Source organism: Snodgrassella sp. CS2, from assembly GCF_050310315.1.
Taxonomy (GTDB): domain Bacteria; phylum Pseudomonadota; class Gammaproteobacteria; order Burkholderiales; family Neisseriaceae; genus Snodgrassella; species Snodgrassella alvi_E.
The window spans coordinates 196,450-222,981 of record NZ_JBNPBA010000004.1 but is presented as its reverse complement, the minus strand read 5'-3'; the positions used below and the strand labels follow the sequence as shown (position 1 = coordinate 222,981).

Here is a 26,532-nt window from a genome sequence, read left to right as displayed (position 1 = left end):
ATCTGGCGTACAATAGCGTTTAATTGTCAGCTTGCTGGCTAGGTAAACTTATACTTCTGCATAAATAATTCGGATTTATGCATTCTCTTAGACATATGTAATTTGCTGTTGGATTATTGCTGTATGACTCAGAACGCTCATCAATCGCCTCCATCTATCTGGCAGCGAATTTTTAGTCAGCATATGCTGATTTGTGTGTTTACAGGTTTCAGTTCAGGTTTGCCACTGTACTTTCTGATAAATCTCGTTCCTGCCTGGCTGCGTAATGAAGGTGTGGATTTAAAGACTATAGGATTGTTTTCTATTATTGGTCTGCCATTCACATGGAAATTTTTATGGTCCCCTCTAATGGATGCTGTGCAATTTCCATGGTTAGGAAGACGGCGTGGATGGATGTTTGTCACACAGTCAGCTTTATTGTTGTCTATTCTCGGTTATATGCTGCTCAGTCCTCAGCAAAATATGAATCTCATTAAAATTTTATCTCTGTTTGTGGCTTTTTTTGCGGCCAGTCAGGATATTGTATTGGATGCATTCCGGCGAGAAATATTACCTGATAGTGAACTAGGACTGGGCAATGCAATCCATGTAAATGCTTATCGTATTGCGGCTCTTGTACCCGGCTCTGTGTCTCTTATTCTGGCAGATATCTATCCTTGGCCGACAGTATTTGCTATTACTGCGTTATTTATGTTGCCGGGTATATTTATGACTTTATTTTTAGCTCACGAACCCACTTTACCGATAACTGTACCCAAAACTTTTAAAGAAACTGTAGTTGAGCCTTTTAAAGAATTTTTTGCACGAAAAGGTGTTAAAAGTGCTTTACTAGTACTGTTTTTTATCTTTTTGTACAAGCTTGGTGACAGTATGGCTACCGCTCTGGCCACACCATTTTATATGGATATGGGCTTTAGTAAGATGGATATTGGTCTGATAGCCAAAAATGCTGGCTTATGGCCAACAATTATCGCCGGAATTCTTGGCGGTATATGGATGATTAAGCTGGGTATAAATCGGGCGCTATGGTTATTCGGTCTAGTTCAGGTTTTTTCTATCCTAGGATTTGCCTGGCTGGCCAGTCAGGGGCCTTTTATCCATATTGGTTCTAAAGAGCTTTTTACTTTGGCTTTGGTTATAGGATTTGAAGCTATTGGTGTTGGTTTGGGTACGGCAGCATTTGTGGCCTACATGGCCAAAGAAACTAATCCTGCTTATACTGCTACTCAACTAGCACTGTTTACTAGTCTGGCTGCTGTGCCTAGAACATTGATTAATGCTACTACTGGATATTTGATTAACTGGCTAGGTTATGTGAGCTTTTTCTGGTTATGCTTTTTTCTGGCCATTCCAGGAATGTTGCTGTTGTTGAAGGTCGCACCATGGAATAAAAAAGTAACAGGCATTTAAGCATAACTAAGATTCATTCTGATAAAAAGTTCATTCGGCAGCAATTTAATATCATATAGATAGTGTTTTTTCACCCAAATTTCTATATATTATTCGCGAAAAAACTTTGTCTATATTATAAATTCATTAGAAAATACGGCTGCTGGTTAGATTAATGCAAAAATGGATTATGCTGCTTTTCGTGACCTATGGTAGTCATGGAGCCATGGCCTGGTAATACGCGGGTATCATCAGGCAAAGATAATAGCTTTTCCTGAATACCGCGGATTAGATCAGAATGATTACCACCAGGGAAATCTGTACGGCCGATAGATTCTCGAAATAACACATCACCTGCTATCAGCAATTTATTAGCCTGACTGTAAAATACAACATGGCCTGGAGTGTGGCCTGGTATGTGAAAAACGATAAATGTATGCTCACCTACTTTTAATGCTTCTCCTTCCTTCAACCAGCGTGTTGGTATAAATGGCTGACTAATGGGAAAACCATAACTGGCAGTCACATCTGGCAACGCCTGCAACCAGTAGTTGTCAGCTTGATGCGGCCCCAAAACGGGTACCGGCTGCAAGGTAGTTAATTCTTCTACGCCGCTTGCATGGTCAAGGTGCCCATGTGTTAACCAAATAGCTTTTAAGTTCAGCTGATGTGTTTCTACTGCCTTCAGTAAGCGTTCAGCTTCACCACCTACATCTGTTAATACGGCTTCTTTGCTGACATCATCCCATAATAATGCAGCATTCTGTTGAAATGGTGTTACGGGTAAGATCTGCACGTTTAAAGCCATTTATTACCTCGCTTATCAGTTATAACAATACAGCTTTGCTCAAAAAATACAGGCTCATGAAGAGCAGCAGACAAGCAAAACATTTTTTCAGCTTTCTAGGTGAAAGATAATGCGCCACTTTAGCACCCTGTCTGGCTGTGATAAAACTCATGAAACTGATGCCAATAAACGCATAAATATGAACATATCCTATGGTATGCTCAATATGAATTTGTTCATGGGCACCAAAAAACATAAAGCCTATGGCACCAGCAAGCGCAATTGGCAGACCACATGCGGCAGAAGTACCTACAGCTTGCTGCATAGCTAGTCCACTTCGATTTAGATAAGGTACCGTTAGACTGCCCCCGCCAATACCAAACAAAGCTGACGCAATACCGATGATTACACCAGCCAACCAGTGCCAGTGAGAATTAACCAACTGAGTTTGCTGTAAATTTTGTTGACTGCAGGCGGTGCGAAACATATTGATACCAACCAAAAGGGTAAAAATACCAATAACCAGTTGAAGCTTTTCTCCTGATAATGCATCTGCGATGGCTGCACCGCCAAACGAACCCAATACAAGACCAGGTGTTAAACGCCCAACAACTGGCCAGATTACTGCATGATTTTTGTTATGCGCCAGCATGGAACTAATAGAAGTAACCATGATGGTTGCTAGAGAAGTACCCAGCGCCAGATGCATCGTGACCGCTTCACCATAACCTGCATGCATAAAGACGATATACAGAATAGGTACAACAATCAAACCACCACCAACGCCAAACAGTCCAGCAGCGAAGCCTGCTACAGCACCTATTAATAAATAAGTAAGCAGTTCCATAAAATTAGCTTAATTACAATTTTTGGTCAGAAGATAAACAAAAATAGTAGCTTTTGTATCAAAGTCATGGAAAAAATTAATGGCGGAAGTGGCGCACGCCTGTGACCACCATAGCAATTCCATGTTCATTGGCAGCAGCTATTACTTCCTCATCCCGAACAGAACCACCGGGCTGGATAATGGCTTTGATACCTTGTGCAGCAATCACATCCACACCGTCTCTAAATGGAAAAAAAGCATCTGAAGCGGCACAGGCACCGTTTAATTCGAAGCCAGCATCCTGTGCTTTTCGCGCAGCAATTCGCGTGGAATCGACACGGCTCATTTGTCCTGCTCCTATACCATACGTCTGCCCGTTTTTACCAAATACAATAGCATTAGATTTCACATACTTAGCTACATTCCATACAAATAGTAAGTCTTTAATTTCCTGTTCGCTGGGTACTCTTACTGTTACGACCTTTAAATCACCTGCATCGATATAGTGCCTGTCTGGTGTCTGCACCAGCAGACCACCACCAACACGTTTTAATTCAAACTGATTTGCTCCGGCAGACAAAGGAATTTCCAGTACTCGGACATTCTTTTTGGCCGCTATGATGACCTTGGCTTCGTCTGTGAAAGCAGGAGCCAATAAAACTTCGAGGAACTGACCGGTTACGGCTTCTACAGTGGCCGCATCTACTTCACGATTGAAGGCAATAATTCCTCCAAATGCACTGGTTGTATCGGTCGCCAGCGCTAATTGGTAAGCGGTTAAAGTGTCACTGGCTACGGCAACGCCACAAGGATTAGCATGTTTGACAATAACACAGGCCGGCTGAGTAAAAGATTTGACTGCTTCCCATGCTGCATCGGCGTCCGCAATATTGTTGTAAGATAATTCTTTTCCCTGCAGTTGCTGATATTTAGCGAGACTGCCTTCAGCAGGCTGCAAATCCCGGTAAAAGGCAGCCTGCTGATGTGGATTTTCGCCATAGCGTAAATCCTGAATTTTCAGCCAACTTTGGTTATATTGCTGGGAAAAGGTTTGTAAATCTGGTATTCCAGATAAATTCTTATCGTCAATGCGTGTCAGATAATTGGCAATCATACCGTCATATTGAGCTGTATGCGCAAAAGCTTTGCGTGCTAGATTAAATCGGGTTTGCTCAGACAGGCCACTTTGCTTTCTGATTTCATCGATTATGGCAGTATAATCATTACTATCAGTTACAATAGCCACATCACGCCAGTTTTTGGCGGCAGAGCGAACCATTGCAGGACCACCGATATCGATATTTTCGATAGCGTCTTCCAATGTACAATCCTGTTTCGCAACAGTTGCAGCAAAAGGGTACAGGTTTACACATACAAGATCTATGGTTCCGATAGCTTGTGCTGCAAGCTGATTCATGTGTTTAGCATTATCACGCCGTGCCAGAATACCACCATGGATTTTAGGGTGTAGTGTCTTTACTCGCCCATCCAGCATTTCCGGAAATCCAGTATGGTCTGCTACTTCAGTCACCGCTATATTTTCTTTGGCCAATAGACTGGCAGTTCCTCCGGTTGACAGTAATTCAACGCCCAGTTGTGCTAACTGACGCGCAAAATCAACCACGCCAGTTTTATCAGACACGCTGATCAGTGCCCGTTTGATTCCCACCATGACATCTCCCTTAGTATTCAGTTGAAACTGCCTTAGTCCAGCAAATGATACTGCATTAATTTTTTTCGCAGAGTATTGCGATTGAGACCCAGAATTTGTGCAGCGCGAGTCTGATTGTGTTCACAAACATCCATCACACAACGCAACAATGGTAATTCCATCTGCTGCAACACCATATCATAAACAGCACAAGGTGTTTCTCCATCCAGATCTGCAAAATATTGCCTTACATTGACCTCTATACATTGAGCGATACTTACTTTGGGTGCTTCACTCATTTATATTATCCTCGTATGACAAGGCAAACAGTTACTGCTGCCGATAGGAGCAAGGCCATACCGATAGTTGTGCTACCTGCCTGTCTAAAAAATCATTAATCAGCTGTAACTGAATCTTCGCATCGTTCACGCCATTGACCTGATTGCGAAAATGCTCGCCCTGCGGTAAGGCAGCGACGTACCAGCCAATATGCTTACGGGCAATACGGACACCCGTTATATCACCATAGAATTGATGCATAGCCACAATATGTCCTATTATAACCTGTGCATGCTGCGCTACCGTCAAAGAGGGGGGCAAACATCCATACTGATGATAATGCACAAGATCTCGAAACAGCCACGGTTGCCCCTGAGCTGCGCGCCCCACCATCACGCCATCAGCCTCAGTCTGCTGCCATACTTTTAAGGCTTTTTGTGGACTGGTTATATCTCCATTAACCCACAATGGCAGGTTTATTTGCTGACGTACCTGAGCAATCAGATCATAGCTCGCTTCACCACGATACATTTGTGTACGTGTACGGCCATGTACAGCCAGAGCGGCAATTCCTGCCTCCTGCGCCAGATGGGCAATGGTTAGTATATTGCGATGCTCATCATCCCACCCAAGCCTTGTTTTCAAAGTTACTGGCACATCTACTGCATTAACTACAGCCTGTAAAATTGCTTCAACCAATGATTCATTCTGTAATAAAGCACTGCCTGACAGTACATTACAAACCTTTTTGGCTGGACAACCCATATTGATATCAATGACGTCTGCACCACGGGCAACATTATAGCGTGCAGCTTCTGCCAGTTGCTGCGGTTCACTTCCAGCTATCTGAACTACCTTGATACCGCTTTCACCCTTATAATCTGCTCGCTGCAAAGTTTTACGAGTATATTGCAGGCTTGGATCACTGGTAATCATTTCACTGACTGCCCAGCCGGCTCCGAACTCACGACACAGCTGGCGAAAGGGTTTATCAGTTATACCAGCCATGGGAGCCAACGCAACAGGGGCTGTCAGCTGATAACAACCTATTTGCATATTCAGTAAACTAATTATGGGAAAACAATATTCAGAGGTGAATTATTGTACATTTTTTAGGCAATCACTCCAAATATAAATACCAATATTTAACCAAAGAGAAGTGATGCTGCATCCTTTCTACTACTTGTAAAATGGAAATTCGTTTTAAGCAGAAGCCATTACAGCAAAGTTTTTGTGTAAGATATTAAATTAAATTTTCAACCAACTAAAGACATCAGTAATAACCAAAAAGCAGCTAATGAAGAAATATTAAAACTGACGAATAACAGATTTAATTATTGAATTGATTCGCATATAACTAAAATTAGCTACTGAAAACTGACTAAAATCACTATAAGAAAACGTCCAACGAAAATAGGTTTTTAAACCATATCATCATATATTAACAATTGAATCAATATAATGTTGAAAAAAAGCATAGCACCTGATTTTTTCTGGCTGTTAGATTAGCTGCTATTTAATTTGCAACTGCAACCATAAGAATTTATGTCAAATATGCTTAGAAGATTTAGAACATTGAAACCAAGCCTAAACCAGAAATTTAGCTAAAAACTAAACAAGCCAATCAAGAATGTGTTGCTGAATTTTGGCAGCACTCAGTCCCATCTGATCTAATAGCTGTGCTGAATCACCATGCTCAGTTACAATATCAGGTATGCCCAGTGTGAGAACCGGTTTGACTAAATTATGCTGTGCCAGCACTTCAAGCACTGCACTACCAGCTCCACCAATCCTACTATTTTCTTCAATGGTCACCAAATAATCATGTTCAGCAGCCAGATGAAGTAAAAGTTCGGTATCCAGTGGTTTAACAAACCGCATATCAGCCACTGTAGCGTCGATAGCATCCGCTACACACATAGCAGCTGATACCATACTTCCAAATGCAATTAAACCAATCCTTTGCCCCTGACGACGTACTACCCCCTTACCAATTGCTACAGTTGCCAAATTCGTACCAGCTGGTACACCTGTACCTGCCCCTCTAGGATAGCGTACAGCAGCTGGCTGATTGAGCTGGTAACAGCTAGATAGCAGTAAACGACATTCATGTTCATCGCTTGGTACGGCAATAACCAAATTAGGCACACAACGAAGATAGCTTAAATCATAAACACCTGCATGTGTCGGACCATCAGCACCTACAATTCCGCCACGGTCAATAGCAAACAAAACTGGTAAATTCTGCAAAGCAACATCGTGAATGAGCTGATCATACGCTCGTTGCAGAAAAGTGGAATAAATAGCTACTACCGGCTTCATTTGCTCACAGGCCAGACCTGCCGCAAACGTGACTGCATGCTGCTCCGCAATTCCGACATCAAAATAACGTTCGGGATAACGACGAGCAAACTCCACCAGTCCACTGCCTTCTCGCATAGCAGGGGTAATAGCCAGCAGTTTTTTATCTGCCGCTGCCTGATCAATTATCCATTGGCTGAAAATCTGGGTATAAGTCGGTTTGGAAGCAATTGCACCAGATGAATACAGGCCCTGAGCCGGATCAAAAGCACTGACAGCGTGAAAAGTTACAGGATCATTTTCTGCCAGTTTATAACCTTGGCCTTTTTTGGTAATGATATGCAATAATTGCGGCCCTTTCCGGTTGCGCATATCCTGAAGCACATCTACAAGCTGAATAACATCATGTCCATCAACTGGTCCAGAATAAGTAAAGCCAAAATTATCGAATAAGGACAGCGTTTCCGAAGTGGTACTTTCTTCAATTAGGCCTTTGATTTTGTTTTCTACCCGCTGGGCTACATCCAGCGCCCCGGGTACCATACCCAAAACCTTTTCTGATTTTTGCTTAATTGATTTCACCAGTCCTTTAACATCATGCAAAGGATTTCTGGCCAGATATTTCGGAAGAGCACCAACATTAGGAGAAATAGACATCTCATTGTCATTTAAAATAACAAGTAAATCCACGTCCATATCACCAGCATTATTCAATGCTTCAAATGCCTGCCCTGCTGTCATAGCACCATCACCAATAATCGCCACACTTCGATTGTTTCTGTGCTGCAATTTATCGGCCACCGCCATACCCAATGCCGCACCGATAGAGGTAGAAGAATGGCCTACACCAAATACGTCGTATTCAGATTCACTGCGTTTCGGAAATCCAGCCAGACCGCCAAACTGGCGCATCGTAGCCATTTTTCCTTTACGTCCGGTCAAAATTTTATGCGGATAACTCTGATGACCCACATCCCATACCAAATGATCCTGTGGCGTCTGGTACACATAGTGTAGGGCTACAGTTAACTCAACTGCACCCAAATTACTCGCAAAGTGCCCCCCTGTCTTGCTTACTGATTCCAGCAAATACGCGCGCAATTCATCTGCCAGTTGGGGTAACTGGCTTTTTTGCAAACGACGCAAATCCTGTGGTAGATCAATTGTATCAAGGAGAGGGGTAGGATTCATGATCAGACTTTACTTATTATGAATAAATTCAGACAATATAGGCTATTAGCATTACCAATCTGATTGCAGCGCAATTATATACTAGCCTACCCCCTGTTCGGGGGTATTCATTCTATGTCAGGACATTATTTCAATCTAGATTAATTATAAATAATTAGCACCTCCAGCCACATAAGCTCTGCTACCAGAGGCAGTAACTACCTTAAGAAATTATTCACGATGGTAGGGATGATTATGCAGAATAGACTGAGCACGATATAGCTGCTCAGTCAGCAACACCCGTACCATTCCGTGCGGTAAAGTCAGGCTCGACAATCGCATCAACATATTTGCCCGCTGTTTCAAATTGGTCGTCATGCCATCAGCTCCACCAATAATAAAACACAGATTGTCGCCCTGCTGCTGCCATTTCTTTAAACTATCGGCCAGTTCCATTGAAGTGGGTGCCTTACCACGCTCATCCAATACAATCAGATAACTATGTGCGGGTATGGCTGCAACAATGCGCTGTTCTTCAGCTGCCATAGCCTGCGCGGCATTAACACCGGCACCTCGTTTTTCAGGTTTGATTTCTTTAAGCTGAAACTGAATTTCTCGGCCAAATCTTTTGCTGTAATCACGCACCGCATGATCCACCCATTGCGGCATCTTCGTTCCTACAGCCAATACGGTAATATTCATTCAATCACAAAAAAAATCAGAATCCGTCAATCAGCAGCCTGCCATGGTTTAGCTGCGCCAGCATGAAAAGAAGGCTTCTCACCACCCCATAATGCTTCTATATCATAATAATCACGCACCGCTGGCTGCATTACATGTACGACAAGATCACCTGCATCAACCAGAGCCCATTCACCACTATCCAGCCCCTCAGTACTGATAATTTCATAACCAGCTTCTTTTAATTCTACAGCCACATTGTTAGCCAGCGCTTTTACCTGACGCGTACTGTCACCACTGGCAATAATCATTCGCGAAAACAGCGAAGTTTGTGCTGAAGTATCCAACACAGTAATATCTTTACCCTTAATATCTTCAAGTGCATCCACGCAAATGGCAACCATATTGTCCCATTGAGCGATAAGATTTTCATCCATACTGTTTATTTCCTAATGTGTAAAAAAGCATTTCCTGCTCGAAAATGCATTAAAACAGGCAAATTATGCCCGATAAAGGTTTTCTTGGTCGATATATTTGGCTACTGCAGCCGGTACATCATCATGCTTTCCTTTTGGCCATTCTGCACGGATTTCATGTGAACTTACCGGTAAAAATGATGCCTGTAATAATTTAGCCCGACCGCCATCCGCACCGTCTGGTGTAGTCAAATTCTTAGCCAAAGCTTCTGGTAGCCAACCCTGTAAATCATTCGGCAACTCAGTTAAACCTTGTTCGCCACGCTGAGCAATAGCTAGATTCACACTTTGCAATAAAGCCTGATAACGATACCATTTAGGCAATTGTAATAATGAATCCATACCCAGCAACCACCATAACTGTGTCTGTGTAAACACCTGTCGAAATAAAGAAACCGTATCAATCGTATAGGTAGGTCCTTTACGCCGCACATCACAATCAGAAACACTGAAACGTTTATCCATAGCAATTACCTGCTCTACCATGTACAACCGTTGTTCTGCGGTTGAATTAGACTGTCTCAGTTTATGATATGGATCACCAGCCGGAATAAATATCACATTATCCAGCTTTAATTCATCTGCAAAAGCCTGCGCAATATGAATATGGCCATTGTGTGGCGGATCGAACGTACCACCAAACAAACCAACTCGCTTCATACTTTATTTCCATTCACCACAATATTCAGTTTTCCCGTAATGGGATGGATCACCAGACCGTGTACCTTTATTTCACTTGGCATCAACGGATGCTTACGTATCATATTAACAGAATGCATAATCGCGTCTTCCACACTATCAAAATCTGTCAACCACTTATGAAAATCCACACCAGCATTCTCCAGTATCTCCAAACGTTCATCACTGATACCACGTGCGCGCATACGATCCAACATATCTGGTACATGTAACTCCTGCATACCACAGTCATAATGCCCAATTACCATGATTTCGTGTACGTTCATTTCAAAGACTGCCACCAGCAACGAGCGCATCACTGAACCCCACGGATGAGTAACCAAAGCACCGGCATTGCGAATCACTTTGGCATCCCCATTTTTCAATCCTAGCGCCCGAGGCAGCAAATCCAGAATTCTTGCGTCCATACAAGACACAATGGCCAGATTTTTTTCAGGATATTTGTCAGTAAAAAACTGCTCGTATTCTTCAGCATCCACAAACTTCTGATTAAAGTCCATAATCTCATCAATTAAAGACATCATTTCTCCATTATCATTTATATAAATCAGTGATTACGAATCATATCGGGTACAATCAGCATTCAAGACCGCGGCTAAAAATATTCAGGCAGCCATAACGGCTGCCTGTTATCAACCAAACTACATTATGCTCCAAGCCATAAAAGTTTAAATGCCCATAAAACCGCAATTATCCATACCATATAAGATACATCTTTAACCCTACCACAGAACAATTTAATCAGGGCATAACTGATAAAGCCCATGGCAATACCATCCGCAATAGAATAAGCGAAAGGCATAAAAATCAGAGTAAAAAATGCTGGCGCTGCTTCAGAAACATCTTTCCAGTCAATCTCAGTCATACTGCGCATCATCAGCACGCCAACATACATCAATGCAGGAGCAGTCGCATAGGGAGGAACACTCGCAGCCAGTTTAGAAAACCATAAACTTGCCAGCATCAAAATACCTACTACAACCGCCGTTAAACCTGTGCGCCCGCCAGCAGCCGCGCCCGCTGCTGATTCCACATAAGCCGTAGTAGAAGAAGTACCTAGTCCAGCTCCCACCACAATGGCCGTAGAATCAGCCAACAATGCTTTTTTCACCCGTGGCAACTTGCCGTCTACTAACAACCCTGCGCGACCAGCTACGCCAATCAGAACCCCTGTACTGTCAAATAAATCGACAAAGAAAAAAACAAAAATAACACTTACCAGACTCATGGTAAATAAATCATGAAAATCCAGCTGTAAGAAAGTAGGAGCTAATGAAGGTACTGGTGCAAACACACCCTGAAACTGATTGATACCCATCAACGAAGCCACAGCCGTAATGGTTAAAATACCAATAATAATCCCGCCGCGTACCCGAAAATGCTCCAATGTGACGATAAAGCAGAACCCAACAATTGTCATCAATACCTGAGGTGAATGAATATCGCCCAAACTAACCAAAGTTGCCGGATTAGAAACCACAACACCGGCACTTTTTAAGGCTACCAGAGCAAGAAACAGCCCAATACCCCCACCAATGGAAAACTTAAGCGAATTCGGTAAAGAATTCACTATTGCCTCGCGCACCTTAAATAAGCTCAGGATAATAAAAATGATACCCGAAACAAAAACCGCGCCCAACGCCACTTGCCATGAAATACCCATACCTTTCACTACTGCATAGGTAAAATAGGCATTCAGTCCCATACCCGGTGCCAGAGCAATCGGATAATTTGCTATTAGTCCCATCATCATGCAAGCAAATGCCGAGGAAATACAGGTAGCCACAAAAACGGCACCGAAATCCATTCCTGCATCCTTCAGAATGGATGGGTTGACTACCAGAATATAACTCATTGCCAAAAAAGTAGTCAGGCCTGCCAGCACCTCAGTGCGCACACTACTGCCACTTTCTTTAATTTTAAAAAAACGATCCAAAAAAGAAATACCCACTGGGCTCATGCCAATTCCTTTTAATACCGAAAAAAGGCCACACAAAACCGGCTAACACAATTAAACAGATAGGTAACCGGACAAAAACACTACCATATTGCAGCTAATCGAATAACCAATACAGCCTTCTTGTTTGTATTTATATGCATATTGATCTGCATTTCCAAACCTCATTAGCGCTTTGCTTTCCTCTGCTTTCCTAATGAATTATTCATTCGGCCAAAACAATTTTTCCGCGTAACGAGAATGTATGTGCCTCAGTAATTTCCAACTCAACCATTTGATTTATCAGACGTGGATGGCCGGTAAAATTTACCACTCTGTTATTAGCTGTTCGAGCCTGCAACTGATCTGGATCCTTTTTGGAGACACCTTCCACCAGACAGCGCTGTACACTTCCAAGCATTGATTGATTAATACGAGCCGTTTCAGCCTCTATCACTTCATTTAAAGCCTCCAGCCGACGTACCTTTTCAGTATGTGGCGTATCATCTGGCAAATTAGCCGCAGGCGTACCTGGCCGCGGACTATAAATAAAGACGAAACTTAAATCAAAAGCCAGATCCTGTACCAGCTTCAACGTCTGCTCAAATTCTCGTTCCGTTTCACCCGGAAATCCTACAATAAAATCTGAGCTCAAACATAAATCCGGACGTATAGCACGTAATTTACGAATAATATGTTTATATTCCAATGCAGTATAGCCACGTTTCATTGCTGCTAGCACACGATCAGAACCAGACTGTACTGGCAAATGCAGATGCGATACCAATTTTGGCAAGTCCCGATAGCACTCAATAATAGCGTCAGAAAATTCACGAGGATGGCTCGTTGTGAAACGCATGCGCTCAATACCAGGTATCTCATGGACAATACGCAGCAAAGTAGCAAAATCACATATTTCACCATTGCCCATATCGCCCCGATAAGCATTTACATTCTGCCCTAGCAGGTTAATTTCCTTAACACCTTGTTGAGCCAATCCGGCAATTTCAGTTAACACATCCTCCAATGGACGAGAAAACTCTTCACCACGCGTGTAAGGGACAACACAGAAACTACAATATTTGGAACAGCCTTCCATAATGGAAACAAAAGCCGCTCCTCCCTCTACACGTGCCGGTGGCAAATGGTCAAATTTTTCTATTTCAGGAAAAGAAATATCTACCTGAGAAAGACCACTCGTCTCCTTATCCAAAATCATTTGCGGCAAACGGTGCAAAGTCTGCGGTCCAAAAACAACATCTACATAAGGCGCCCGCTGAATGATTGCCTCACCTTCCTGAGAGGCCACACAGCCGCCCACTCCGATGATTAAATTCGGATTTTTAGCCTTTAACGGCCGAATACGTCCCAAATCTGAAAATACTTTTTCCTGAGCTTTTTCCCGTACTGAGCAAGTATTAAACAGAATAATATCCGCATCTTCAGCTCTGTCAGTACGCTCTAAAGATTGTCCTTCCGCAAGTACAGACAGCATTTTTTCGCTATCATACTCATTCATTTGACAACCAAAGGTTCGTATAAATACTTTTTTCATAACACCTAACAATATTATTCAACCTGAGGATTATTCGGGCGGATCAACTCATTCTGTTCCTCATCCGTCAACACCCAGATTTCTAGAATCTGATTCATCCTGTCAAAGCGTACCGCTATCGGAGAGTTCTTGAATCTAGACAAATTATTATAAGTAATAAAACGGTTATTGGCATCATGCACTCTTACGGCACGACTCAATTGAAATGTTTTATTACCATTGATTAAGCCCAGACTCAGCGTACGTAACCAGGCCTTTTTCGCAGTTCCCAATACAACCTGTTGCCCCTCAGCATTTTTCAGCACTACAATCTGAACATCGCGAGGTAAAATACGGCCTGCCCATGCAAATGAAGCAGTCAACAAAATCAAACCACATAACGCCAAACGCAAGTACTTCATAGTTTCTCCTTGAATAACAATGGTTAATTTACGGGAAACAATTATACGCAGAAGACGATTTATCAGCAGCCATTCCAGCAAAGCAGTAAAATGAGAGCTGATAAATAAAAATAATGAAATTATTAATCTGCGTTTAAACAATTAGTTACATCATATCGAGCTACAACTAAAAATAAATAAATGGATGGAATATCACCATATACAAAGATTTAGCTAAGAATTAAGAATTTAATAGCGCTACTAAATAATCAGCGTTAACAAATTCACCGAGCAAATTATTCAAGTCATACCATACTTCTTATATTTATAATTATTGCTGTTTATACCCATTAATTATTGCGTAAATCCTCATTTCACTTAGTGACAAAGCGACCAAATCTTCTTTTAATAAAACTTCTCGATACCTATCAAGCATTTAAATAATTTCACAAGTAAAATTTATACACAATCATAATTGTATTAACAAGCAAATAAACAAAATGAAACAAGCCAGCCTAACGGCTGGCTTGTATTTGAAGTCTGATTACTCAGCAACAGCTTCAGTTTCAGGTGCTTTCTCTACTAACTCAACCAGAGCCAATGGAGCATTATCACCTTTACGGAAACCATATTTCAAAATGCGCAGATAGCCACCATTTCGATTAGCGAAGCGCGGACCCAATTCATTAAATAACTTTACAACAACTTCACGATCACGAGTACGATTAAAAGCTAAACGATGATTGGCCAGTGAAGGCTTTTTACCCAAAGTAATCAACGGTTCAGCTACACGGCGTAACTCTTTAGCTTTTGGCAAAGTAGTTACAATCGCTTCGTGAGTCAACAATGAATTAGCCATATTACGCAACATAGCAGCACGATGACTGCTGGTGCGGTTTAATTTGCGGTTACCATTACGATGACGCATGTCATTATCCTTTAATCATCAAACTTGTGGCTTTTCCAGACTGGCCGGCGGCCAGGCTTCCAGTTTTGAACCCAACGTCAAACCTTTGGAAGCCAGGACTTCCTTGATTTCATTCAGAGATTTTCTACCCAGATTCGGAGTTTTCAACAGTTCAGTCTCTGTACGTTGAATCAAATCGCCAATATAGTAAATATCTTCAGCTTTCAAACAGTTTGCTGAACGAACGGTCAACTCCAGATCGTCCACAGGACGAAGTAGAATAGGATCAATAGGTGGTTCTTTTTCTTCCACTACTGCTACCGGCGTACCCTGTAAATCAGCAAAGATTGACATCTGATCAATCAAAATACAGGCCGCACTGCGTACCGCTTCTTCCGGATCAATTGCACCATTGGTTTCAATATCCAAAACTAAACGGTCTAAATCAGTACGTTGCTCCACACGAGCCGGTTCCACTTCAAAGCTGACACGACTGATAGGCGAAAAGCTTGCATCCAGTTGAATAGCGCCGATACGTTTGTGATCGTCTTTATTTCGACGACCAGACACAGCTTCATAACCACGTCCTTGCTCAACCTTGATTTCCATATTAATACTTCCACCTTCTGACAGATGGCAGATAACATGATCAGGATTAACAATTTCGACGTCATGTGGTAACTCGATATCAGCAGCAGTAACAACCCCTGCTCCAGACTTTTTCAGACTTAAAGTTACCTCTGTGCGGCCATGCACTTTAAATACTACGCCCTTCAGATTCAGAAGAATATCAACAACATCTTCCTGAACACTGTCAAGCGTAGAGTATTCATGCAATACGCCTTCAATCGTTACTTCTGTCGACGCATAACCATTCATTGATGACAGTAAGATACGACGCAAAGCATTACCCAACGTATGGCCGAAACCACGTTCAAACGGCTCCATAGACACTTTGGCTCGAGTAGCAGACAAGGTGTCAACGTCAATTTGACGCGGTTTCAAGAATTCGGATGTGTTTTGCATTTAACTGTCCTCACTTAACCAGCTTTATTTAGAGTAAAACTCTACCACCAGCTGTTCATTAATATCGCCACTCAATTCAGTGCGATCTGGCATGTTTTTGAAAACACCTTCCAGTTTGCCTTCTTCAACAGAAACCCAGCTTGGTAAGCCGATCTGACTGGCCAGACTGAAAGCTTCTTGAATACGCACCTGTTTTTTGGCTTTTTCGCGAACAGCAACTACATCACCAGCTTTTACTTGAAAAGAAGGGATATTGACAACTTGGCCGTTCACGGTAATGGCTTTGTGAGATACCAACTGACGGGCTTCAGCACGTGTAGAACCAAAACCCATGCGGTATACCACGTTGTCTAAACGAGATTCCAACAACTGAAGCAGCAATTCACCAGTCGAACCTTTACGACGGGCTGCTTCAGCAAAATAACGGCGGAACTGACGTTCCAAAACGCCGTAAATACGACGAATTTTTTGTTTTTCACGCAATTGCAATCCATAGCCAGACAGGCGAGGTTTTTTCGCACCGTGCTGACCTGGAGCAGAATCCAGCTTACATTTAGAATCCAGAGAGCGACGAGCACTCTTCAGAAAAAGATCAGTACCCTCACGACGGGCTAATTTACATTTCGGGCCGGTATAACGTGCCATACTCGAATACTCCTGTTAGATACGACGTTTTTTAGGTGGCCGACAACCATTGTGTGGCAATGGAGTAACGTCTGTAATACTGGTAATCTTGAAACCAAGAGCGTTGAGCGCACGTACAGAAGATTCGCGACCAGGACCCGGCCCCTTTATACGAACTTCCAGATTTTTTACGCCATACTCTTGGGCAACTTTGCCAGCTGCTTCAGCCGCAACCTGAGCGGCAAATGGTGTGCTTTTACGTGAACCTTTAAAACCAGCACCGCCAGAGGTAGCCCAAGATAATGCATTGCCCTGACGGTCAGTGATAGTAATGATGGTATTATTGAAAGATGCATGTACATGCACAATACCTTCACTTACGGATTTACGTACTTTCTTGCGCACACGAGCTGTGTTTGCTTTAGCCATTATTGTTCCTTATCAATTATTTCTTGCCTGCAATCGCTTTACGCGGGCCTTTACGAGTACGCGCATTGGTACGGGTACGCTGACCACGGCAAGGCAAACCACGACGATGACGCAGACCACGATAGCAGCCCATATCCATCAATCGTTTGATGTTCATGGTTACTTCACGACGCAAATCACCTTCTACATGGTATTTGGCAATTTGTTCACGTAAAGCATCAAGTTGAGCCTCGTCCAAATCTTTAACTTTAGTGCTCGGCACAACGCCGGCAGCTTCGCAAACCAGTTTAGCGCGAGACGAACCAATACCATAAATAGCCTGAAGGCCAATTACGATATGGGCATTGTTAGGGATATTCACCCCTGCAATACGAGCCATATTTTTTCCTTAGGGCAAAAAGTCTGTCACTATAACATAAAGACTTAGGGTTATCCAATTAGCCTTGACGTTGTTTGTGACGAGGGTCGGTACAAATCACACGTACAACGCGGTTGCGACGGATGATTTTACAATTGCGGCAAATTTTCTTTACCGACGGCTGAACGCGCATATTATTTCCTTTCTACTCTTAGCGGGCGCGGAAAACGATGCGAGCACGAGTCAAATCGTACGGAGTCAATTCCACAGTCACCTTATCTCCAGGAGAAATACGTATGTAATGCATACGCATTTTTCCAGAAATATGACCTAAAACGACATGATCGTTTTCAAGTTTAACTTTAAAAGTTGCGTTGGGCAGGGTTTCAAGGATTTCACCCTGCATTTGTATGGTATCTTCTTTAGCCATAATACTTAACGACGTGATGATAATGATTTCATCGCAGAACGCTTCATCAGATGTTCATACTGACTACTCATCACATAAGAAGCAATTTGCGTTTTAAAATCCATGGTCACCACCACCAGAATAAGTAGTGAGGTGCCACCTAGGTAGAAAGGTACATTCATCGCAGAAGTTAATACTTCCGGAATCAGGCACACGATAGCTATATAAATTGCGCCCCAGAAGGTTAAACGCAATACAACTTTCTCCAGATAACGACTGGTTTGTTCACCAGGGCGAATACCCGGCACGAAAGCACCACTTTTCTTCAGATTTTCTGCCATTTCTCTTGGACTGAATACCAACGCCGTATAGAAATAACAAAAGAAGATAATAGTAGCTGCAAATAGCAAAATATAAACAGGCTGACCATGCTGCAAGAGTGTGGCCAGTTTCTGCAACCATCCATCTTGATTAGCTGAACCAAACCAGCTTAATAGAGTAGAGGGAAACAGAATAATACTAGACGCAAAAATTGGCGGTATCACGCCGGCCATATTCAATTTAAATGGCAAATGTGAATTCTGAGCCTGCATAATGCGATTACCTACTTGCCGCTTAGCATATTGCACCGGTACTTTACGTTGTGCACTTTCGATGTATACAACAGCATAAATCAAAGCTAATGCCCCAACAATCAATGCAACAGCCATCAAATAACTGATTGAACCCTGACTAGTCAGTGTTAGTAAGCGACCAATACCGGCAGGCAGACTGGCTGCGATACCGGCAGTAATAATCAACGAAATACCATTACCAATACCACGTTCTGTAATCTGCTCACCAAGCCACATAAGAAACATGGTTCCGGTAACCAGACACACCATGGTAGTCAAATAAAATTCAAACTGGCCAGATACCACTACATTTTGTTGATAAACAAATGCTGCAGCACCGAAACTTTGTAGAGTAGCCAACAATACAGTGCCATAACGCGTATATTTCGTCAAAGTCCGACGTCCAGCCTCACCTTCCTTTTTGAGTGCTTTCAGGGAAGGGATAATTTCAGAAGCCAGCTGTACAATAATTGAAGCTGAAATATATGGCATAACACCAATTGCAAAGATACTGAACCGTTGCAGTGAACCGCCGGAAAACATATTGAGCATGCTCAATATACCTCCGCCGGCACTTTCATACAGTTTGGTCAAAGCAGCACCATCCACACCGGGCACTGGAATATGCGACCCGATGCGGAATACAACCAACGCACCAAGCAAAAATAACAGACGATTTTTTAAATCACCAAACTTTGAAAGTCCTGTTGCGGATTGCGGATTAGCCACTTGTTTCCTTGCCTTATTCTGCTACTTTACCACCGGCAGCTTCAATGGCCTGTTGCGCACCTTTGGTGGCTTTAATACCATTTAAAGTTACCGCCTTATCAATGTTGCCAGATGCAATAATTTTGACATTCAAAGCAGTTGCAGGTACCAATCCGGCCTGTTTCAATACCAGAACATCAATTTCGTTTACTGCAACTTTTGCCAGTTCATCCAGACGCACTTCAGCATTTAGATGAGCTGTCATAGATTTAAAGCCACGTTTCGGCAAGCGACGCTGCAAAGGCATTTGTCCACCTTCGAAACCAACTTTATGATAACCACCTTTACGGCTTTTCTGACCTTTGTGCCCACGGCCACAGGTTTTGCCTAAACCACTGCCGATGCCACGACCCACGCGGCGAGCCGCATGTTTAGCACCTTCAGCAGGCTGAATGGTATTCAAAAGCATGTTACTTCTCCACTTTCAAAAGGTAGCTGATTTTGTTGATCATGCCACGATTTTCGGGGGTATCAAGCACTTCAACAGTATGCTCACGATGACGCAAACCTAAGCCACGTGCGCAGGCACGGTGAGCGGCAATAGTGCCAATCAAGCTTTTAACCAGTGTAATGCGTACGGTTTTCTGCTCACTCATGATCTGCTCCTAAAATTTCTTCTACGGTCAGGCCACGTTTGGCAGCAATTTCAGCTGGTGTATACAGTCTAGACAAACCATCCAATGTTGCACGAACAATATTGTAAGGATTTGTTGAACCATGCACTTTAGCAGAAATATTATGAATACCCATTGCATCAAATACCAAACGCATCGGACCACCTGCTTTAACACCATTACCTTCTTTGGCAGGCTGCATGAATACGCGAGTAGCGCCATGACGACCGATTACTTCATGATGAATTGTACGGCCATTTAATGGCACTTTAATCATGTTACGACGCGCATGATCCATGGCTTTCTGTACAGCAACAGGAACCTCTTTAGATTTACCTTTGCCCATACCGATGCGACCATCGCCATCACCTACTACGGTTAAAGCTGAAAAAGCCATAATGCGGCCACCTTTAACCACTTTGGTCACACGGTTTACGGCAACCATCTTTTCGATCAGGCCGTCACCGCGTTCTTCAGTTTCGTGTTTTGCCATATTTCTGGTCTCCAGTTTATTAGAAGCTTAAGCCGTTTTCACGGGCTGCCTCAGCCAAGGCTTTAACGCGACCATGGTATTGAAAACCTGAACGGTCAAATGCCACAGCTTCAATGCCGGCTGCTTTAGCTTTTTCAGCAATGCGTTTGCCAACCACTACCGCAGCATCTACATTGCTGCCGTATTTGATGCTGGCACGCACATCAGCCTCAAGAGTAGAAGCCTGAGCCAATACTCGATCACCTTCAGCGCTAATAACCTGGGCATAAATGTGATTATTGGTACGAAAAACGCACAATCTCACTTTGTTCAGGGCTGCAATTTTGGCACGGGTTTTACGTGCACGACGCAGTCTTGCTACATTTTTATCCATCAGTGAGCCTCAATTATTTTTTCTTGGTTTCTTTAATAACGACACGCTCATCAGCATATCGTACACCTTTACCTTTATAAGGTTCAGGCGGACGGAATCCACGAATTTCAGCAGCAACTTGCCCTACTACCTGTTTGTCAGCACCAGCAATGATAATTTCGGTAGCTGAAGGTGTAGTAGCTGTAATGCCTTCTGGCAATTCGTAATTAATCGGATGAGAGTAGCCCAAAGAAAGATTCAATACCTTTCCTTGAGCTTGAGCGCGATAGCCTACACCAATCAATTGCAGTTTTTTCTCAAAACCATTGCTTACACCAACAACCATGTTGTGCAGTAACGCACGCACGGTACCAGATAAAGCATTCGCTTTTGTACTGCTGTCGTTGGCAGTGATAACTAATTGTCCATCATTTAATGCTACATTTACTTCAGCATGCTGATGCAGGGACAGTTCGCCGTTTTTACCTTTAACAATGATAGCTTCTGGAGAGAACTTAACGTCAACGCCAGCCGGAACGACTACCGGATGTTTAGCAATTCGAGACATGTTTTCCCCTTAGGCAACCACGCATAACAACTCACCGCCGATACCATTGGCACGGGCTTTGCGGTCAGTCATTACACCTTTAGAAGTGCTCACAATCACAACGCCCAAACCATTCATTACTGAAGGAATGTCGTTGGAACCTTTATACACACGCAGACCAGGACGTGAAACGCGTTGAATGCGTTCAATCACAGGCTGACCAGCGTAGTATTTTAATTGTATTTCCAATGTCGCCTTGGTTTCGGTAGATACGGCAAAGTCTTCTACGTAACCTTCTTCTTTCAAAACTTTGGCAATAGCCACTTTCAGTTTGGAAGACGGCATGCTTACAGATGCTTTGTTAGCACGCTGAGCATTACGAATACGGGTCAACATATCGGAAATAGGATCATGCATACTCATATTTTATACTCCTATTACCAGCTGGCTTTGATTACGCCCGGAATTTCACCACGCATGGCGATTTCACGGATTTTAGTACGGGCCAAGCCGAATTTACGGAAATTACCACGCGGACGACCTGTCAAAGCGCAGCGACGACGTTGACGAATCGGAGCAGCATTACGCGGAATAGCCTGCAGTTTCAATCGAGCCTGAAAATGCTCTTCATCAGTCGCATTGGCATCATTGATGATAGCGAAAATGGCTTCGCGTTTGGCAGCATATTTTTTTGCCAAAGCTTCGCGCTTCAGCTCACGATTAATAAGTGCTTTCTTAGCCATAATTAACCCTTAAACGGAAATTTGAACAGAGACAACAGTGCTTTGGCTTCTGCATCAGTTTTGGCAGTCGTGGTGATGGTAATATTCAGACCACGCAAAGCATCGATTTTGTCGTATTCAATTTCCGGGAAAATAATTTGTTCACGCACACCCATGTTGTAGTTACCACGGCCGTCGAATGATTTACCGTTTACGCCACGGAAGTCACGCACACGTGGTAGGGCAATGGCAATTAATCGATCCAGAAACTCATACATACGGTCACGGCGTAAAGTAACTTTACAACCGATTGGATAGTTATCACGGATTTTGAAACCCGCAATTGATTTACGTGCTACGGTTACTACCGGTTTCTGACCAGCAATTTTCTCTAAGTCACCAACTGCATGTTCCATTACTTTCTTATCGGCAACCGCTTCGCCCACACCCATATTCAGAGTGATTTTTTCAATACGCGGTACTTCCATAATAGATTTGTAACCGAACTGTTTGGTCAACTCAGGAACAACAGTGGTGTTATAAAAGTCTTTTAAACGAGCCATTGATTACTCCTTAAGCTCCCACGACAGCACCGGTAGATTTGTATACACGTGTACGTACTACTTTACCGTCTACAGTTTCTACTTTAATGCCTACGCGGTCAGCTTTTTGGGTTTCCGGATTGAAAATCGCTACATTGGAGATAGCCAATGGCGCATCTTTGGTAATTACACCACCTTCAATTCCACGCATGGGATTTGGTTTTTGGTGACGTTTTACGCGGTTCACACCATCAACAATCACCTTCTCACCGAGAACACGTACGACTTTACCCTGTTTGCCCTTATCTTTACCGGCAATGATGATCACCTGATCACCAGTTTTAATCTTTTTCATTGCAACCTCACTTACAGTACTTCAGGAGCCAATGAAACGATTTTCATGAATCGCTCAGTACGTAGCTCACGGGTTACCGGGCCAAAAATACGGGTACCAATTGGTTCCAATTTAGTATTCAACAGCACGGCTGCATTGTTATCAAACTTAATCAGTGCACCGTCATTACGACGTACACCTTTTGCTGTGCGAACAACTACAGCATTATATACATCGCCCTTTTTTACGCGACCACGAGGAGCTGCGTCTTTAACGGCCACTTTGATGATGTCGCCTACAGATGCGTAGCGACGCTTAGATCCACCTAATACTTTGATGCACATTACACGGCGTGCACCAGAGTTGTCAGCCACATCTAAGATGGTCTGCATTTGAATCATGTTATTACCTTTTAAAATCCAACTTAATTTACCGCTTTCAATCAGCCTATTACCTCTTTATGGCTGTTTGAAACCTTTAACGGTTCTAGTAAACCAGTCTTGGGTCCCGAAGGGAGAGTTCCGGCGAGCGCCGGAAACTTTCAGGAAACTGAAAGTTAAGGAACGAAGTTTACAGACAATATTGGATTGTCGCAATACTTCGTTCCCTAATTGCAGCACTTTGTTGTGTTAATTACACATTGCGTGCTTTTTCAATCAGCTCAGTTACAACCCAGCTTTTGGTTTTTGACATTGGCCGACCTTCGGAAATGACAACAACGTCACCAATACCGTATTGGTTTTGCTCATCGTGGGCATGGATTTTAGTCGAACGACGAATCACTTTACCATACAACGGATGTTTTACTTTGCGTTCAACCAGTACGGTTACGGTTTTATCCATTTTGTCGCTCACGACTTTGCCCTGCAAAGTACGTACGTTTTTAGCTTCAGTCATTATTCACCATCCTTCTGATGCAAAATGGTTTTTACACGAGCAATATTACGACGCACTTTTTTCAGCTCACTGTTTTTACCCAGCTGGCCGGTGGCATGCTGCATACGCAATCCGAATTGCGCTTTCAGCAGGCCAACCAGTTCTTCGTTTAACTGCTCAACAGATTTGTCTTTCAATTCACTGGTTTTCATTATTGACCTACCTGGCGTTTAACAAATACGGTCTGAATCGGCAATTTGGCAGCAGCCAGCTCGAAAGCCTGACGAGCCAAAGTTTCATCTACACCATCCATTTCGTAGAGCATTTTGCCCGGCTGAATTTCGGCAATGTAATATTCAACATTACCTTTACCGCCACCCATACGAACCTGAATCGGTTTTTCAGTAATGGGTTTATCCGGGAATACACGAATCCAGATACGACCGCCACGTTTGATATGACGTGTCATTGCTCGACGTGCTGCTTCAATTTGGCGTGCAGTCAGACGACCACGACCCACAGCTTTCAGACCAAAATCACCGAAGCTAACTTTATTGCCACGAGTAGCAATACCGGTATTGCGGCCTTTCTGCTGTTTGCGGTATTTCATTCTAGTTGGCTGCAGCATTTCGACCACCTGCCTTTCTGCTGTGTTTCTTTTCCTGTTCCGGCTTGGCCTGAATTTCACCCGGTGTCAGTTCACCTTTGTAAACCCAGACTTTAATACCGATGATGCCGTATGTGGTTTTGGCTTCGCTGGTTGCGTAGTCCACATTAGCACGCAGGGTATGCAGAGGCACACGACCTTCGCGATACCATTCGGTACGAGCAATTTCAATACCGTTTAATCGGCCGGAAGACATGATTTTGATACCTTTGGCACCAACACGCATAGCATTTTGCATAGCGCGTTTCATGGCACGGCGAAACATTACACGTTTTTCCAGCTGGGCTGCAATATTGTCAGCAATAATTTGCGCATCAATTTCCGGTTTACGGATTTCTTCGATGTTGACATGTACCGGCACACCCATGATTTTCTGCAAATCACGTTTTAATACTTCGATGTCTTCACCTTTTTTACCAATTACAATCCCCGGACGGGCACTATAAATGGTAATACGTGCAGATTTAGCCGGACGCTCAATAACTACGCGACCAACAGAAGCATTAGCCAGTCGTTTGCGCAGAAAATTACGTACGTCGATATCTTCTTTCAGCACTTTGGAAAAGTCGCCACTTTTAGCAAACCATTTGGAAGACCAATCTTTATTCACTGCCAGGCGAAAGCCTGTAGGGTTAATTTTTTGTCCCATCGCTTTTCCTTAGTTGCCCACAATCACGTTGATGTGACAAGTTTGTTTTTCGATGCGATTACCACGACCTTTGGCACGTGCCTGAAAACGTTTCAGGCTCGGACCTTTGTCGACATAAATGGTAACCACTTTCAATTCGTCAATATCAGCACCCTCGTTATGCTCGGCATTGGCCACAGCAGACTCCAGTACTTTTTTGATCAGCTCAGCACCCTTTTTAGGGCTGAATGTCAGAATATTCAACGCTTGGGCAATATCTTTGCCACGCACCAAGTCAGCAACCAGACGGGCTTTTTGCGCAGAAATGCGGGCATTTTTGTGTTGTGCACTAACTCTCATGTTTTATCCCTTATTTTTTAGCCTTCTTATCAGCCAGATGGCCTTTGAAGGTACGGGTCAATGAGAACTCACCCAATTTATGGCCTACCATATTGTCGCTAATAAACACTGGCACGTGGGTACGGCCGTTGTGTACAGCGATGGTCAAACCGATAAAATCAGGCAGAATAGTGGAACGACGTGACCAGGTTTTAATCGGGCGCTTGTCGTTATTAGCACGAGCCGCATCGACTTTTTTCAGTAAATGCAGGTCGACATATGGGCCTTTTTTCAATGAACGAGCCATATCAGTTAACCTTTATTTGAGTAACGGCGGCGAACAATCATGTTGTTCGTGCGTTTATTACGACGAGTACGATAGCCTTTGGTCGGTGTACCCCATGGGCTAACCGGTTCGCGGGCTTCACCTGTACGACCTTCACCACCACCATGCGGGTGATCTACTGGGTTCATTACTACACCGCGAACGGTCGGACGAACACCGCGCCAGCGTTTGGCACCAGCTTTACCCAGTTTTTGCAGGCTTTGCTCTTCGTTGCCTACTTCACCGATGGTGGCACGGCAGTCAACGTGAATTTTTCGCACTTCACCAGAACGCAGACGCAACTGAGCATATACACCTTCTTTTGCAAGAAGTACGGCAGATGCGCCAGCGGAGCGAGCAATCTGTGCGCCTTTACCCGGTTTCATTTCGATACAGTGCAGTGTAGTACCAACCGGAATATTGCGAATAGGCAGGTTGTTACCTGCTTTGATTGCAGCTTCGGAACCGGAAACCAGCACAGCACCAACCTGTACATTGCGCGGAGCAATGATATAACGGCGCTCACCATCGGCGAAGCACAACAAGGCAATATGCGCGGTACGGTTTGGGTCATACTCAATGCGTTCAACTTTAGCAGCGATACCGTCTTTGTCGTTACGTTTGAAGTCTACAACGCGGTAGTGATGCTTGTGACCACCACCTTTGTGGCGAGTGGTAATGCGACCACCGTGGTTACGGCCAGCAGTTGAAGACTGTTTTTCCAATAATGGTGCATATGGAGCACCTTTGTGCAAGCCTTCTGTTACCACGCGTACCATGCCGCGACGGCCAGCAGAAGTCGGCTTCATTTTAACAATAGCCATAGTG

The 26,532-nt window shown here is 43.4% G+C and carries 39 protein-coding genes; 1 reads left to right on the top strand and 38 read right to left on the bottom strand.

Going from position 1 to position 26,532, the window contains the following annotated elements; genetic code table 11:
- Positions 1 to 123 precede the first annotated feature (123 nt).
- Positions 124 to 1,410, top strand: a complete 1,287-nt coding sequence (locus tag ACQP6D_RS07755; RefSeq protein WP_100156672.1) for an AmpG family muropeptide MFS transporter — start codon at positions 124 to 126, stop codon at positions 1,408 to 1,410.
- A 151-nt stretch (positions 1,411 to 1,561) separates the two neighbouring features.
- Here ACQP6D_RS07755 and ACQP6D_RS07750 read toward each other — a convergent pair whose 3' ends face one another.
- The 38 genes from ACQP6D_RS07750 to rplB all read right to left on the bottom strand — a co-directional run bounded on the left by ACQP6D_RS07750 (position 1,562) and on the right by rplB (position 26,528).
- A complete protein-coding gene (locus ACQP6D_RS07750; RefSeq protein ID WP_427857846.1) occupies positions 1,562 to 2,197 on the bottom strand; it encodes an MBL fold metallo-hydrolase in 636 nt (211 codons plus the stop codon).
- Positions 2,198 to 2,216: 19 nt separating this feature from the next.
- The gene (locus tag ACQP6D_RS07745) at positions 2,217 to 3,023 is read right to left on the bottom strand and encodes a sulfite exporter TauE/SafE family protein (RefSeq protein WP_427857845.1); all 807 of its coding nucleotides are present in this window, start codon (positions 3,021 to 3,023) and stop codon (positions 2,217 to 2,219) included.
- Between the two features lie 76 nt (positions 3,024 to 3,099).
- Entirely contained in the window at positions 3,100 to 4,674 is a 1,575-nt protein-coding gene (gene purH / locus ACQP6D_RS07740; RefSeq protein ID WP_427857844.1) for a bifunctional phosphoribosylaminoimidazolecarboxamide formyltransferase/IMP cyclohydrolase, read from the bottom strand.
- Positions 4,675 to 4,706: 32 nt separating this feature from the next.
- Entirely contained in the window at positions 4,707 to 4,952 is a 246-nt protein-coding gene (locus tag ACQP6D_RS07735) for a helix-turn-helix domain-containing protein (RefSeq protein ID WP_100141142.1), read from the bottom strand.
- Between the two features lie 31 nt (positions 4,953 to 4,983).
- A complete protein-coding gene (gene dusB, locus ACQP6D_RS07730) occupies positions 4,984 to 5,988 on the bottom strand; it encodes a tRNA dihydrouridine synthase DusB (protein ID WP_427857843.1) in 1,005 nt (334 codons plus the stop codon).
- Between the two features lie 555 nt (positions 5,989 to 6,543).
- A complete protein-coding gene (gene dxs, locus ACQP6D_RS07725; RefSeq protein ID WP_427857842.1) occupies positions 6,544 to 8,424 on the bottom strand; it encodes a 1-deoxy-D-xylulose-5-phosphate synthase in 1,881 nt (626 codons plus the stop codon).
- Between the two features lie 210 nt (positions 8,425 to 8,634).
- Positions 8,635 to 9,105 (bottom strand): 23S rRNA (pseudouridine(1915)-N(3))-methyltransferase RlmH, encoded by a 471-nt coding sequence (gene rlmH / locus ACQP6D_RS07720; RefSeq protein WP_100141139.1) that lies wholly within the window; start codon positions 9,103 to 9,105, stop codon positions 8,635 to 8,637.
- Positions 9,106 to 9,131: 26 nt separating this feature from the next.
- Positions 9,132 to 9,521 carry a ribosome silencing factor gene (gene rsfS / locus ACQP6D_RS07715; protein ID WP_100141138.1) on the bottom strand — a complete coding sequence of 130 codons (390 nt, stop codon included), beginning with the start codon at positions 9,519 to 9,521 and terminating at the stop codon, positions 9,132 to 9,134.
- Between the two features lie 63 nt (positions 9,522 to 9,584).
- Entirely contained in the window at positions 9,585 to 10,220 is a 636-nt protein-coding gene (gene nadD, locus ACQP6D_RS07710; RefSeq protein WP_427857841.1) for a nicotinate-nucleotide adenylyltransferase, read from the bottom strand.
- On the bottom strand, positions 10,217 to 10,780 hold the full coding sequence (locus tag ACQP6D_RS07705) for a beta-class carbonic anhydrase (RefSeq protein ID WP_100141136.1): 564 nt from the start codon (positions 10,778 to 10,780) through the stop codon (positions 10,217 to 10,219). The genes nadD and ACQP6D_RS07705 overlap by 4 nt, the downstream gene beginning before the upstream one ends.
- A 125-nt stretch (positions 10,781 to 10,905) precedes the next feature.
- Positions 10,906 to 12,219: an NCS2 family permease gene (locus tag ACQP6D_RS07700; protein ID WP_100141135.1), complete on the bottom strand. Its 1,314-nt coding sequence runs from the start codon at positions 12,217 to 12,219 to the stop codon at positions 10,906 to 10,908.
- Positions 12,220 to 12,421: 202 nt separating this feature from the next.
- A complete protein-coding gene (miaB, locus tag ACQP6D_RS07695; protein ID WP_267408617.1) occupies positions 12,422 to 13,750 on the bottom strand; it encodes a tRNA (N6-isopentenyl adenosine(37)-C2)-methylthiotransferase MiaB in 1,329 nt (442 codons plus the stop codon).
- 14 nt (positions 13,751 to 13,764) lie between these two features.
- Positions 13,765 to 14,151, bottom strand: a complete 387-nt coding sequence (locus ACQP6D_RS07690; protein WP_143558400.1) for a hypothetical protein — start codon at positions 14,149 to 14,151, stop codon at positions 13,765 to 13,767.
- Positions 14,152 to 14,674: 523 nt separating this feature from the next.
- Complete coding sequence (gene rplQ / locus ACQP6D_RS07685) at positions 14,675 to 15,058, bottom strand: 50S ribosomal protein L17 (protein ID WP_100141132.1); 384 nt, start codon at positions 15,056 to 15,058, stop codon at positions 14,675 to 14,677.
- 18 nt (positions 15,059 to 15,076) lie between these two features.
- Positions 15,077 to 16,063: a DNA-directed RNA polymerase subunit alpha gene (locus tag ACQP6D_RS07680; protein ID WP_100141131.1), complete on the bottom strand. Its 987-nt coding sequence runs from the start codon at positions 16,061 to 16,063 to the stop codon at positions 15,077 to 15,079.
- 24 nt (positions 16,064 to 16,087) lie between these two features.
- Entirely contained in the window at positions 16,088 to 16,708 is a 621-nt protein-coding gene (rpsD, locus tag ACQP6D_RS07675; RefSeq protein ID WP_025331687.1) for a 30S ribosomal protein S4, read from the bottom strand.
- 15 nt (positions 16,709 to 16,723) lie between these two features.
- The gene (rpsK, locus tag ACQP6D_RS07670; protein WP_025331688.1) at positions 16,724 to 17,116 is read right to left on the bottom strand and encodes a 30S ribosomal protein S11; all 393 of its coding nucleotides are present in this window, start codon (positions 17,114 to 17,116) and stop codon (positions 16,724 to 16,726) included.
- Between the two features lie 16 nt (positions 17,117 to 17,132).
- Positions 17,133 to 17,495, bottom strand: coding sequence for a 30S ribosomal protein S13 (gene rpsM, locus ACQP6D_RS07665; RefSeq protein WP_037406984.1), 363 nt, complete (start codon positions 17,493 to 17,495; stop codon positions 17,133 to 17,135).
- A 58-nt stretch (positions 17,496 to 17,553) separates the two neighbouring features.
- Positions 17,554 to 17,667 carry a 50S ribosomal protein L36 gene (gene rpmJ, locus ACQP6D_RS07660; RefSeq protein WP_003697674.1) on the bottom strand — a complete coding sequence of 38 codons (114 nt, stop codon included), beginning with the start codon at positions 17,665 to 17,667 and terminating at the stop codon, positions 17,554 to 17,556.
- An 18-nt stretch (positions 17,668 to 17,685) separates the two neighbouring features.
- Positions 17,686 to 17,904 carry a translation initiation factor IF-1 gene (gene infA / locus ACQP6D_RS07655; protein WP_003684714.1) on the bottom strand — a complete coding sequence of 73 codons (219 nt, stop codon included), beginning with the start codon at positions 17,902 to 17,904 and terminating at the stop codon, positions 17,686 to 17,688.
- Positions 17,905 to 17,909: 5 nt separating this feature from the next.
- Entirely contained in the window at positions 17,910 to 19,226 is a 1,317-nt protein-coding gene (gene secY, locus ACQP6D_RS07650; protein ID WP_100151547.1) for a preprotein translocase subunit SecY, read from the bottom strand.
- Between the two features lie 13 nt (positions 19,227 to 19,239).
- Entirely contained in the window at positions 19,240 to 19,674 is a 435-nt protein-coding gene (rplO, locus tag ACQP6D_RS07645) for a 50S ribosomal protein L15 (RefSeq protein ID WP_100141129.1), read from the bottom strand.
- Position 19,675: 1 nt separating this feature from the next.
- Entirely contained in the window at positions 19,676 to 19,861 is a 186-nt protein-coding gene (gene rpmD, locus ACQP6D_RS07640; RefSeq protein ID WP_100100557.1) for a 50S ribosomal protein L30, read from the bottom strand.
- Positions 19,854 to 20,372, bottom strand: coding sequence for a 30S ribosomal protein S5 (rpsE, locus tag ACQP6D_RS07635; RefSeq protein WP_367490432.1), 519 nt, complete (start codon positions 20,370 to 20,372; stop codon positions 19,854 to 19,856). Before rpsE ends, rpmD begins: the two co-directional genes overlap by 8 nt.
- A gap of 19 nt (positions 20,373 to 20,391) precedes the next feature.
- Positions 20,392 to 20,745 (bottom strand): 50S ribosomal protein L18, encoded by a 354-nt coding sequence (gene rplR / locus ACQP6D_RS07630; RefSeq protein WP_100141128.1) that lies wholly within the window; start codon positions 20,743 to 20,745, stop codon positions 20,392 to 20,394.
- Between the two features lie 13 nt (positions 20,746 to 20,758).
- Positions 20,759 to 21,292, bottom strand: coding sequence for a 50S ribosomal protein L6 (gene rplF / locus ACQP6D_RS07625; RefSeq protein ID WP_100151546.1), 534 nt, complete (start codon positions 21,290 to 21,292; stop codon positions 20,759 to 20,761).
- Between the two features lie 9 nt (positions 21,293 to 21,301).
- Positions 21,302 to 21,694 (bottom strand): 30S ribosomal protein S8, encoded by a 393-nt coding sequence (gene rpsH, locus ACQP6D_RS07620; RefSeq protein ID WP_100141126.1) that lies wholly within the window; start codon positions 21,692 to 21,694, stop codon positions 21,302 to 21,304.
- Positions 21,695 to 21,708: 14 nt separating this feature from the next.
- Entirely contained in the window at positions 21,709 to 22,014 is a 306-nt protein-coding gene (gene rpsN / locus ACQP6D_RS07615) for a 30S ribosomal protein S14 (RefSeq protein WP_025331697.1), read from the bottom strand.
- A gap of 2 nt (positions 22,015 to 22,016) precedes the next feature.
- A complete protein-coding gene (gene rplE, locus ACQP6D_RS07610; protein WP_025331698.1) occupies positions 22,017 to 22,556 on the bottom strand; it encodes a 50S ribosomal protein L5 in 540 nt (179 codons plus the stop codon).
- Between the two features lie 10 nt (positions 22,557 to 22,566).
- On the bottom strand, positions 22,567 to 22,890 hold the full coding sequence (gene rplX, locus ACQP6D_RS07605) for a 50S ribosomal protein L24 (RefSeq protein ID WP_100141125.1): 324 nt from the start codon (positions 22,888 to 22,890) through the stop codon (positions 22,567 to 22,569).
- 11 nt (positions 22,891 to 22,901) lie between these two features.
- Complete coding sequence (gene rplN, locus ACQP6D_RS07600; protein WP_025331700.1) at positions 22,902 to 23,270, bottom strand: 50S ribosomal protein L14; 369 nt, start codon at positions 23,268 to 23,270, stop codon at positions 22,902 to 22,904.
- Positions 23,271 to 23,502: 232 nt separating this feature from the next.
- A complete protein-coding gene (gene rpsQ / locus ACQP6D_RS07595) occupies positions 23,503 to 23,766 on the bottom strand; it encodes a 30S ribosomal protein S17 (RefSeq protein WP_100141124.1) in 264 nt (87 codons plus the stop codon).
- Positions 23,766 to 23,957: a 50S ribosomal protein L29 gene (gene rpmC / locus ACQP6D_RS07590; RefSeq protein ID WP_025331702.1), complete on the bottom strand. Its 192-nt coding sequence runs from the start codon at positions 23,955 to 23,957 to the stop codon at positions 23,766 to 23,768. The genes rpsQ and rpmC overlap by 1 nt, the downstream gene beginning before the upstream one ends.
- A complete protein-coding gene (rplP, locus tag ACQP6D_RS07585; RefSeq protein ID WP_037394618.1) occupies positions 23,957 to 24,373 on the bottom strand; it encodes a 50S ribosomal protein L16 in 417 nt (138 codons plus the stop codon). Before rplP ends, rpmC begins: the two co-directional genes overlap by 1 nt.
- Positions 24,357 to 25,061, bottom strand: a complete 705-nt coding sequence (gene rpsC / locus ACQP6D_RS07580; protein ID WP_100141123.1) for a 30S ribosomal protein S3 — start codon at positions 25,059 to 25,061, stop codon at positions 24,357 to 24,359. Before rpsC ends, rplP begins: the two co-directional genes overlap by 17 nt.
- Before the next feature lie 9 nt (positions 25,062 to 25,070).
- Positions 25,071 to 25,400, bottom strand: coding sequence for a 50S ribosomal protein L22 (rplV, locus tag ACQP6D_RS07575; RefSeq protein ID WP_037406961.1), 330 nt, complete (start codon positions 25,398 to 25,400; stop codon positions 25,071 to 25,073).
- Between the two features lie 10 nt (positions 25,401 to 25,410).
- Positions 25,411 to 25,686, bottom strand: a complete 276-nt coding sequence (gene rpsS, locus ACQP6D_RS07570; RefSeq protein ID WP_025331704.1) for a 30S ribosomal protein S19 — start codon at positions 25,684 to 25,686, stop codon at positions 25,411 to 25,413.
- Positions 25,687 to 25,691: 5 nt separating this feature from the next.
- A complete protein-coding gene (rplB, locus tag ACQP6D_RS07565; protein ID WP_100141122.1) occupies positions 25,692 to 26,528 on the bottom strand; it encodes a 50S ribosomal protein L2 in 837 nt (278 codons plus the stop codon).
- Positions 26,529 to 26,532 lie beyond the last annotated feature (4 nt).

Excerpts from the sequence above, each read along its gene's own strand:
- ACQP6D_RS07755 (WP_100156672.1), top strand. The coding sequence starts at position 124 with ATGACTCAGAACGCTCATCAATCGCCTCCATCTATCTGGCAGCGAATT.
- ACQP6D_RS07750 (WP_427857846.1), bottom strand. The coding sequence starts at position 2,197 with ATGGCTTTAAACGTGCAGATCTTACCCGTAACACCATTTCAACAGAAT.
- ACQP6D_RS07745 (WP_427857845.1), bottom strand. The coding sequence starts at position 3,023 with ATGGAACTGCTTACTTATTTATTAATAGGTGCTGTAGCAGGCTTCGCT.
- purH (WP_427857844.1), bottom strand. The coding sequence starts at position 4,674 with ATGGTGGGAATCAAACGGGCACTGATCAGCGTGTCTGATAAAACTGGC.
- ACQP6D_RS07735 (WP_100141142.1), bottom strand. The coding sequence starts at position 4,952 with ATGAGTGAAGCACCCAAAGTAAGTATCGCTCAATGTATAGAGGTCAAT.
- dusB (WP_427857843.1), bottom strand. The coding sequence starts at position 5,988 with ATGCAAATAGGTTGTTATCAGCTGACAGCCCCTGTTGCGTTGGCTCCC.
- dxs (WP_427857842.1), bottom strand. The coding sequence starts at position 8,424 with ATGAATCCTACCCCTCTCCTTGATACAATTGATCTACCACAGGATTTG.
- rlmH (WP_100141139.1), bottom strand. The coding sequence starts at position 9,105 with ATGAATATTACCGTATTGGCTGTAGGAACGAAGATGCCGCAATGGGTG.
- rsfS (WP_100141138.1), bottom strand. The coding sequence starts at position 9,521 with ATGGATGAAAATCTTATCGCTCAATGGGACAATATGGTTGCCATTTGC.
- nadD (WP_427857841.1), bottom strand. The coding sequence starts at position 10,220 with ATGAAGCGAGTTGGTTTGTTTGGTGGTACGTTCGATCCGCCACACAAT.
- ACQP6D_RS07705 (WP_100141136.1), bottom strand. The coding sequence starts at position 10,780 with ATGTCTTTAATTGATGAGATTATGGACTTTAATCAGAAGTTTGTGGAT.
- ACQP6D_RS07700 (WP_100141135.1), bottom strand. The coding sequence starts at position 12,219 with ATGAGCCCAGTGGGTATTTCTTTTTTGGATCGTTTTTTTAAAATTAAA.
- miaB (WP_267408617.1), bottom strand. The coding sequence starts at position 13,750 with ATGAAAAAAGTATTTATACGAACCTTTGGTTGTCAAATGAATGAGTAT.
- ACQP6D_RS07690 (WP_143558400.1), bottom strand. The coding sequence starts at position 14,151 with ATGAAGTACTTGCGTTTGGCGTTATGTGGTTTGATTTTGTTGACTGCT.
- rplQ (WP_100141132.1), bottom strand. The coding sequence starts at position 15,058 with ATGCGTCATCGTAATGGTAACCGCAAATTAAACCGCACCAGCAGTCAT.
- ACQP6D_RS07680 (WP_100141131.1), bottom strand. The coding sequence starts at position 16,063 with ATGCAAAACACATCCGAATTCTTGAAACCGCGTCAAATTGACGTTGAC.
- rpsD (WP_025331687.1), bottom strand. The coding sequence starts at position 16,708 with ATGGCACGTTATACCGGCCCGAAATGTAAATTAGCCCGTCGTGAGGGT.
- rpsK (WP_025331688.1), bottom strand. The coding sequence starts at position 17,116 with ATGGCTAAAGCAAACACAGCTCGTGTGCGCAAGAAAGTACGTAAATCC.
- rpsM (WP_037406984.1), bottom strand. The coding sequence starts at position 17,495 with ATGGCTCGTATTGCAGGGGTGAATATCCCTAACAATGCCCATATCGTA.
- rpmJ (WP_003697674.1), bottom strand. The coding sequence starts at position 17,667 with ATGCGCGTTCAGCCGTCGGTAAAGAAAATTTGCCGCAATTGTAAAATC.
- infA (WP_003684714.1), bottom strand. The coding sequence starts at position 17,904 with ATGGCTAAAGAAGATACCATACAAATGCAGGGTGAAATCCTTGAAACC.
- rplO (WP_100141129.1), bottom strand. The coding sequence starts at position 19,674 with ATGCTTTTGAATACCATTCAGCCTGCTGAAGGTGCTAAACATGCGGCT.
- rpmD (WP_100100557.1), bottom strand. The coding sequence starts at position 19,861 with ATGAGTGAGCAGAAAACCGTACGCATTACACTGGTTAAAAGCTTGATT.
- rpsE (WP_367490432.1), bottom strand. The coding sequence starts at position 20,372 with ATGGCAAAACACGAAACTGAAGAACGCGGTGACGGCCTGATCGAAAAG.
- rplR (WP_100141128.1), bottom strand. The coding sequence starts at position 20,745 with ATGGATAAAAATGTAGCAAGACTGCGTCGTGCACGTAAAACCCGTGCC.
- rplF (WP_100151546.1), bottom strand. The coding sequence starts at position 21,292 with ATGTCTCGAATTGCTAAACATCCGGTAGTCGTTCCGGCTGGCGTTGAC.
- rpsH (WP_100141126.1), bottom strand. The coding sequence starts at position 21,694 with ATGAGTATGCATGATCCTATTTCCGATATGTTGACCCGTATTCGTAAT.
- rpsN (WP_025331697.1), bottom strand. The coding sequence starts at position 22,014 with ATGGCTAAGAAAGCACTTATTAATCGTGAGCTGAAGCGCGAAGCTTTG.
- rplE (WP_025331698.1), bottom strand. The coding sequence starts at position 22,556 with ATGGCTCGTTTAAAAGACTTTTATAACACCACTGTTGTTCCTGAGTTG.
- rplX (WP_100141125.1), bottom strand. The coding sequence starts at position 22,890 with ATGAAAAAGATTAAAACTGGTGATCAGGTGATCATCATTGCCGGTAAA.
- rplN (WP_025331700.1), bottom strand. The coding sequence starts at position 23,270 with ATGATTCAAATGCAGACCATCTTAGATGTGGCTGACAACTCTGGTGCA.
- rpsQ (WP_100141124.1), bottom strand. The coding sequence starts at position 23,766 with ATGACTGAAGCTAAAAACGTACGTACTTTGCAGGGCAAAGTCGTGAGC.
- rpmC (WP_025331702.1), bottom strand. The coding sequence starts at position 23,957 with ATGAAAACCAGTGAATTGAAAGACAAATCTGTTGAGCAGTTAAACGAA.
- rplP (WP_037394618.1), bottom strand. The coding sequence starts at position 24,373 with ATGCTGCAGCCAACTAGAATGAAATACCGCAAACAGCAGAAAGGCCGC.
- rpsC (WP_100141123.1), bottom strand. The coding sequence starts at position 25,061 with ATGGGACAAAAAATTAACCCTACAGGCTTTCGCCTGGCAGTGAATAAA.
- rplV (WP_037406961.1), bottom strand. The coding sequence starts at position 25,400 with ATGAGAGTTAGTGCACAACACAAAAATGCCCGCATTTCTGCGCAAAAA.
- rpsS (WP_025331704.1), bottom strand. The coding sequence starts at position 25,686 with ATGGCTCGTTCATTGAAAAAAGGCCCATATGTCGACCTGCATTTACTG.
- rplB (WP_100141122.1), bottom strand. The coding sequence starts at position 26,528 with ATGGCTATTGTTAAAATGAAGCCGACTTCTGCTGGCCGTCGCGGCATG.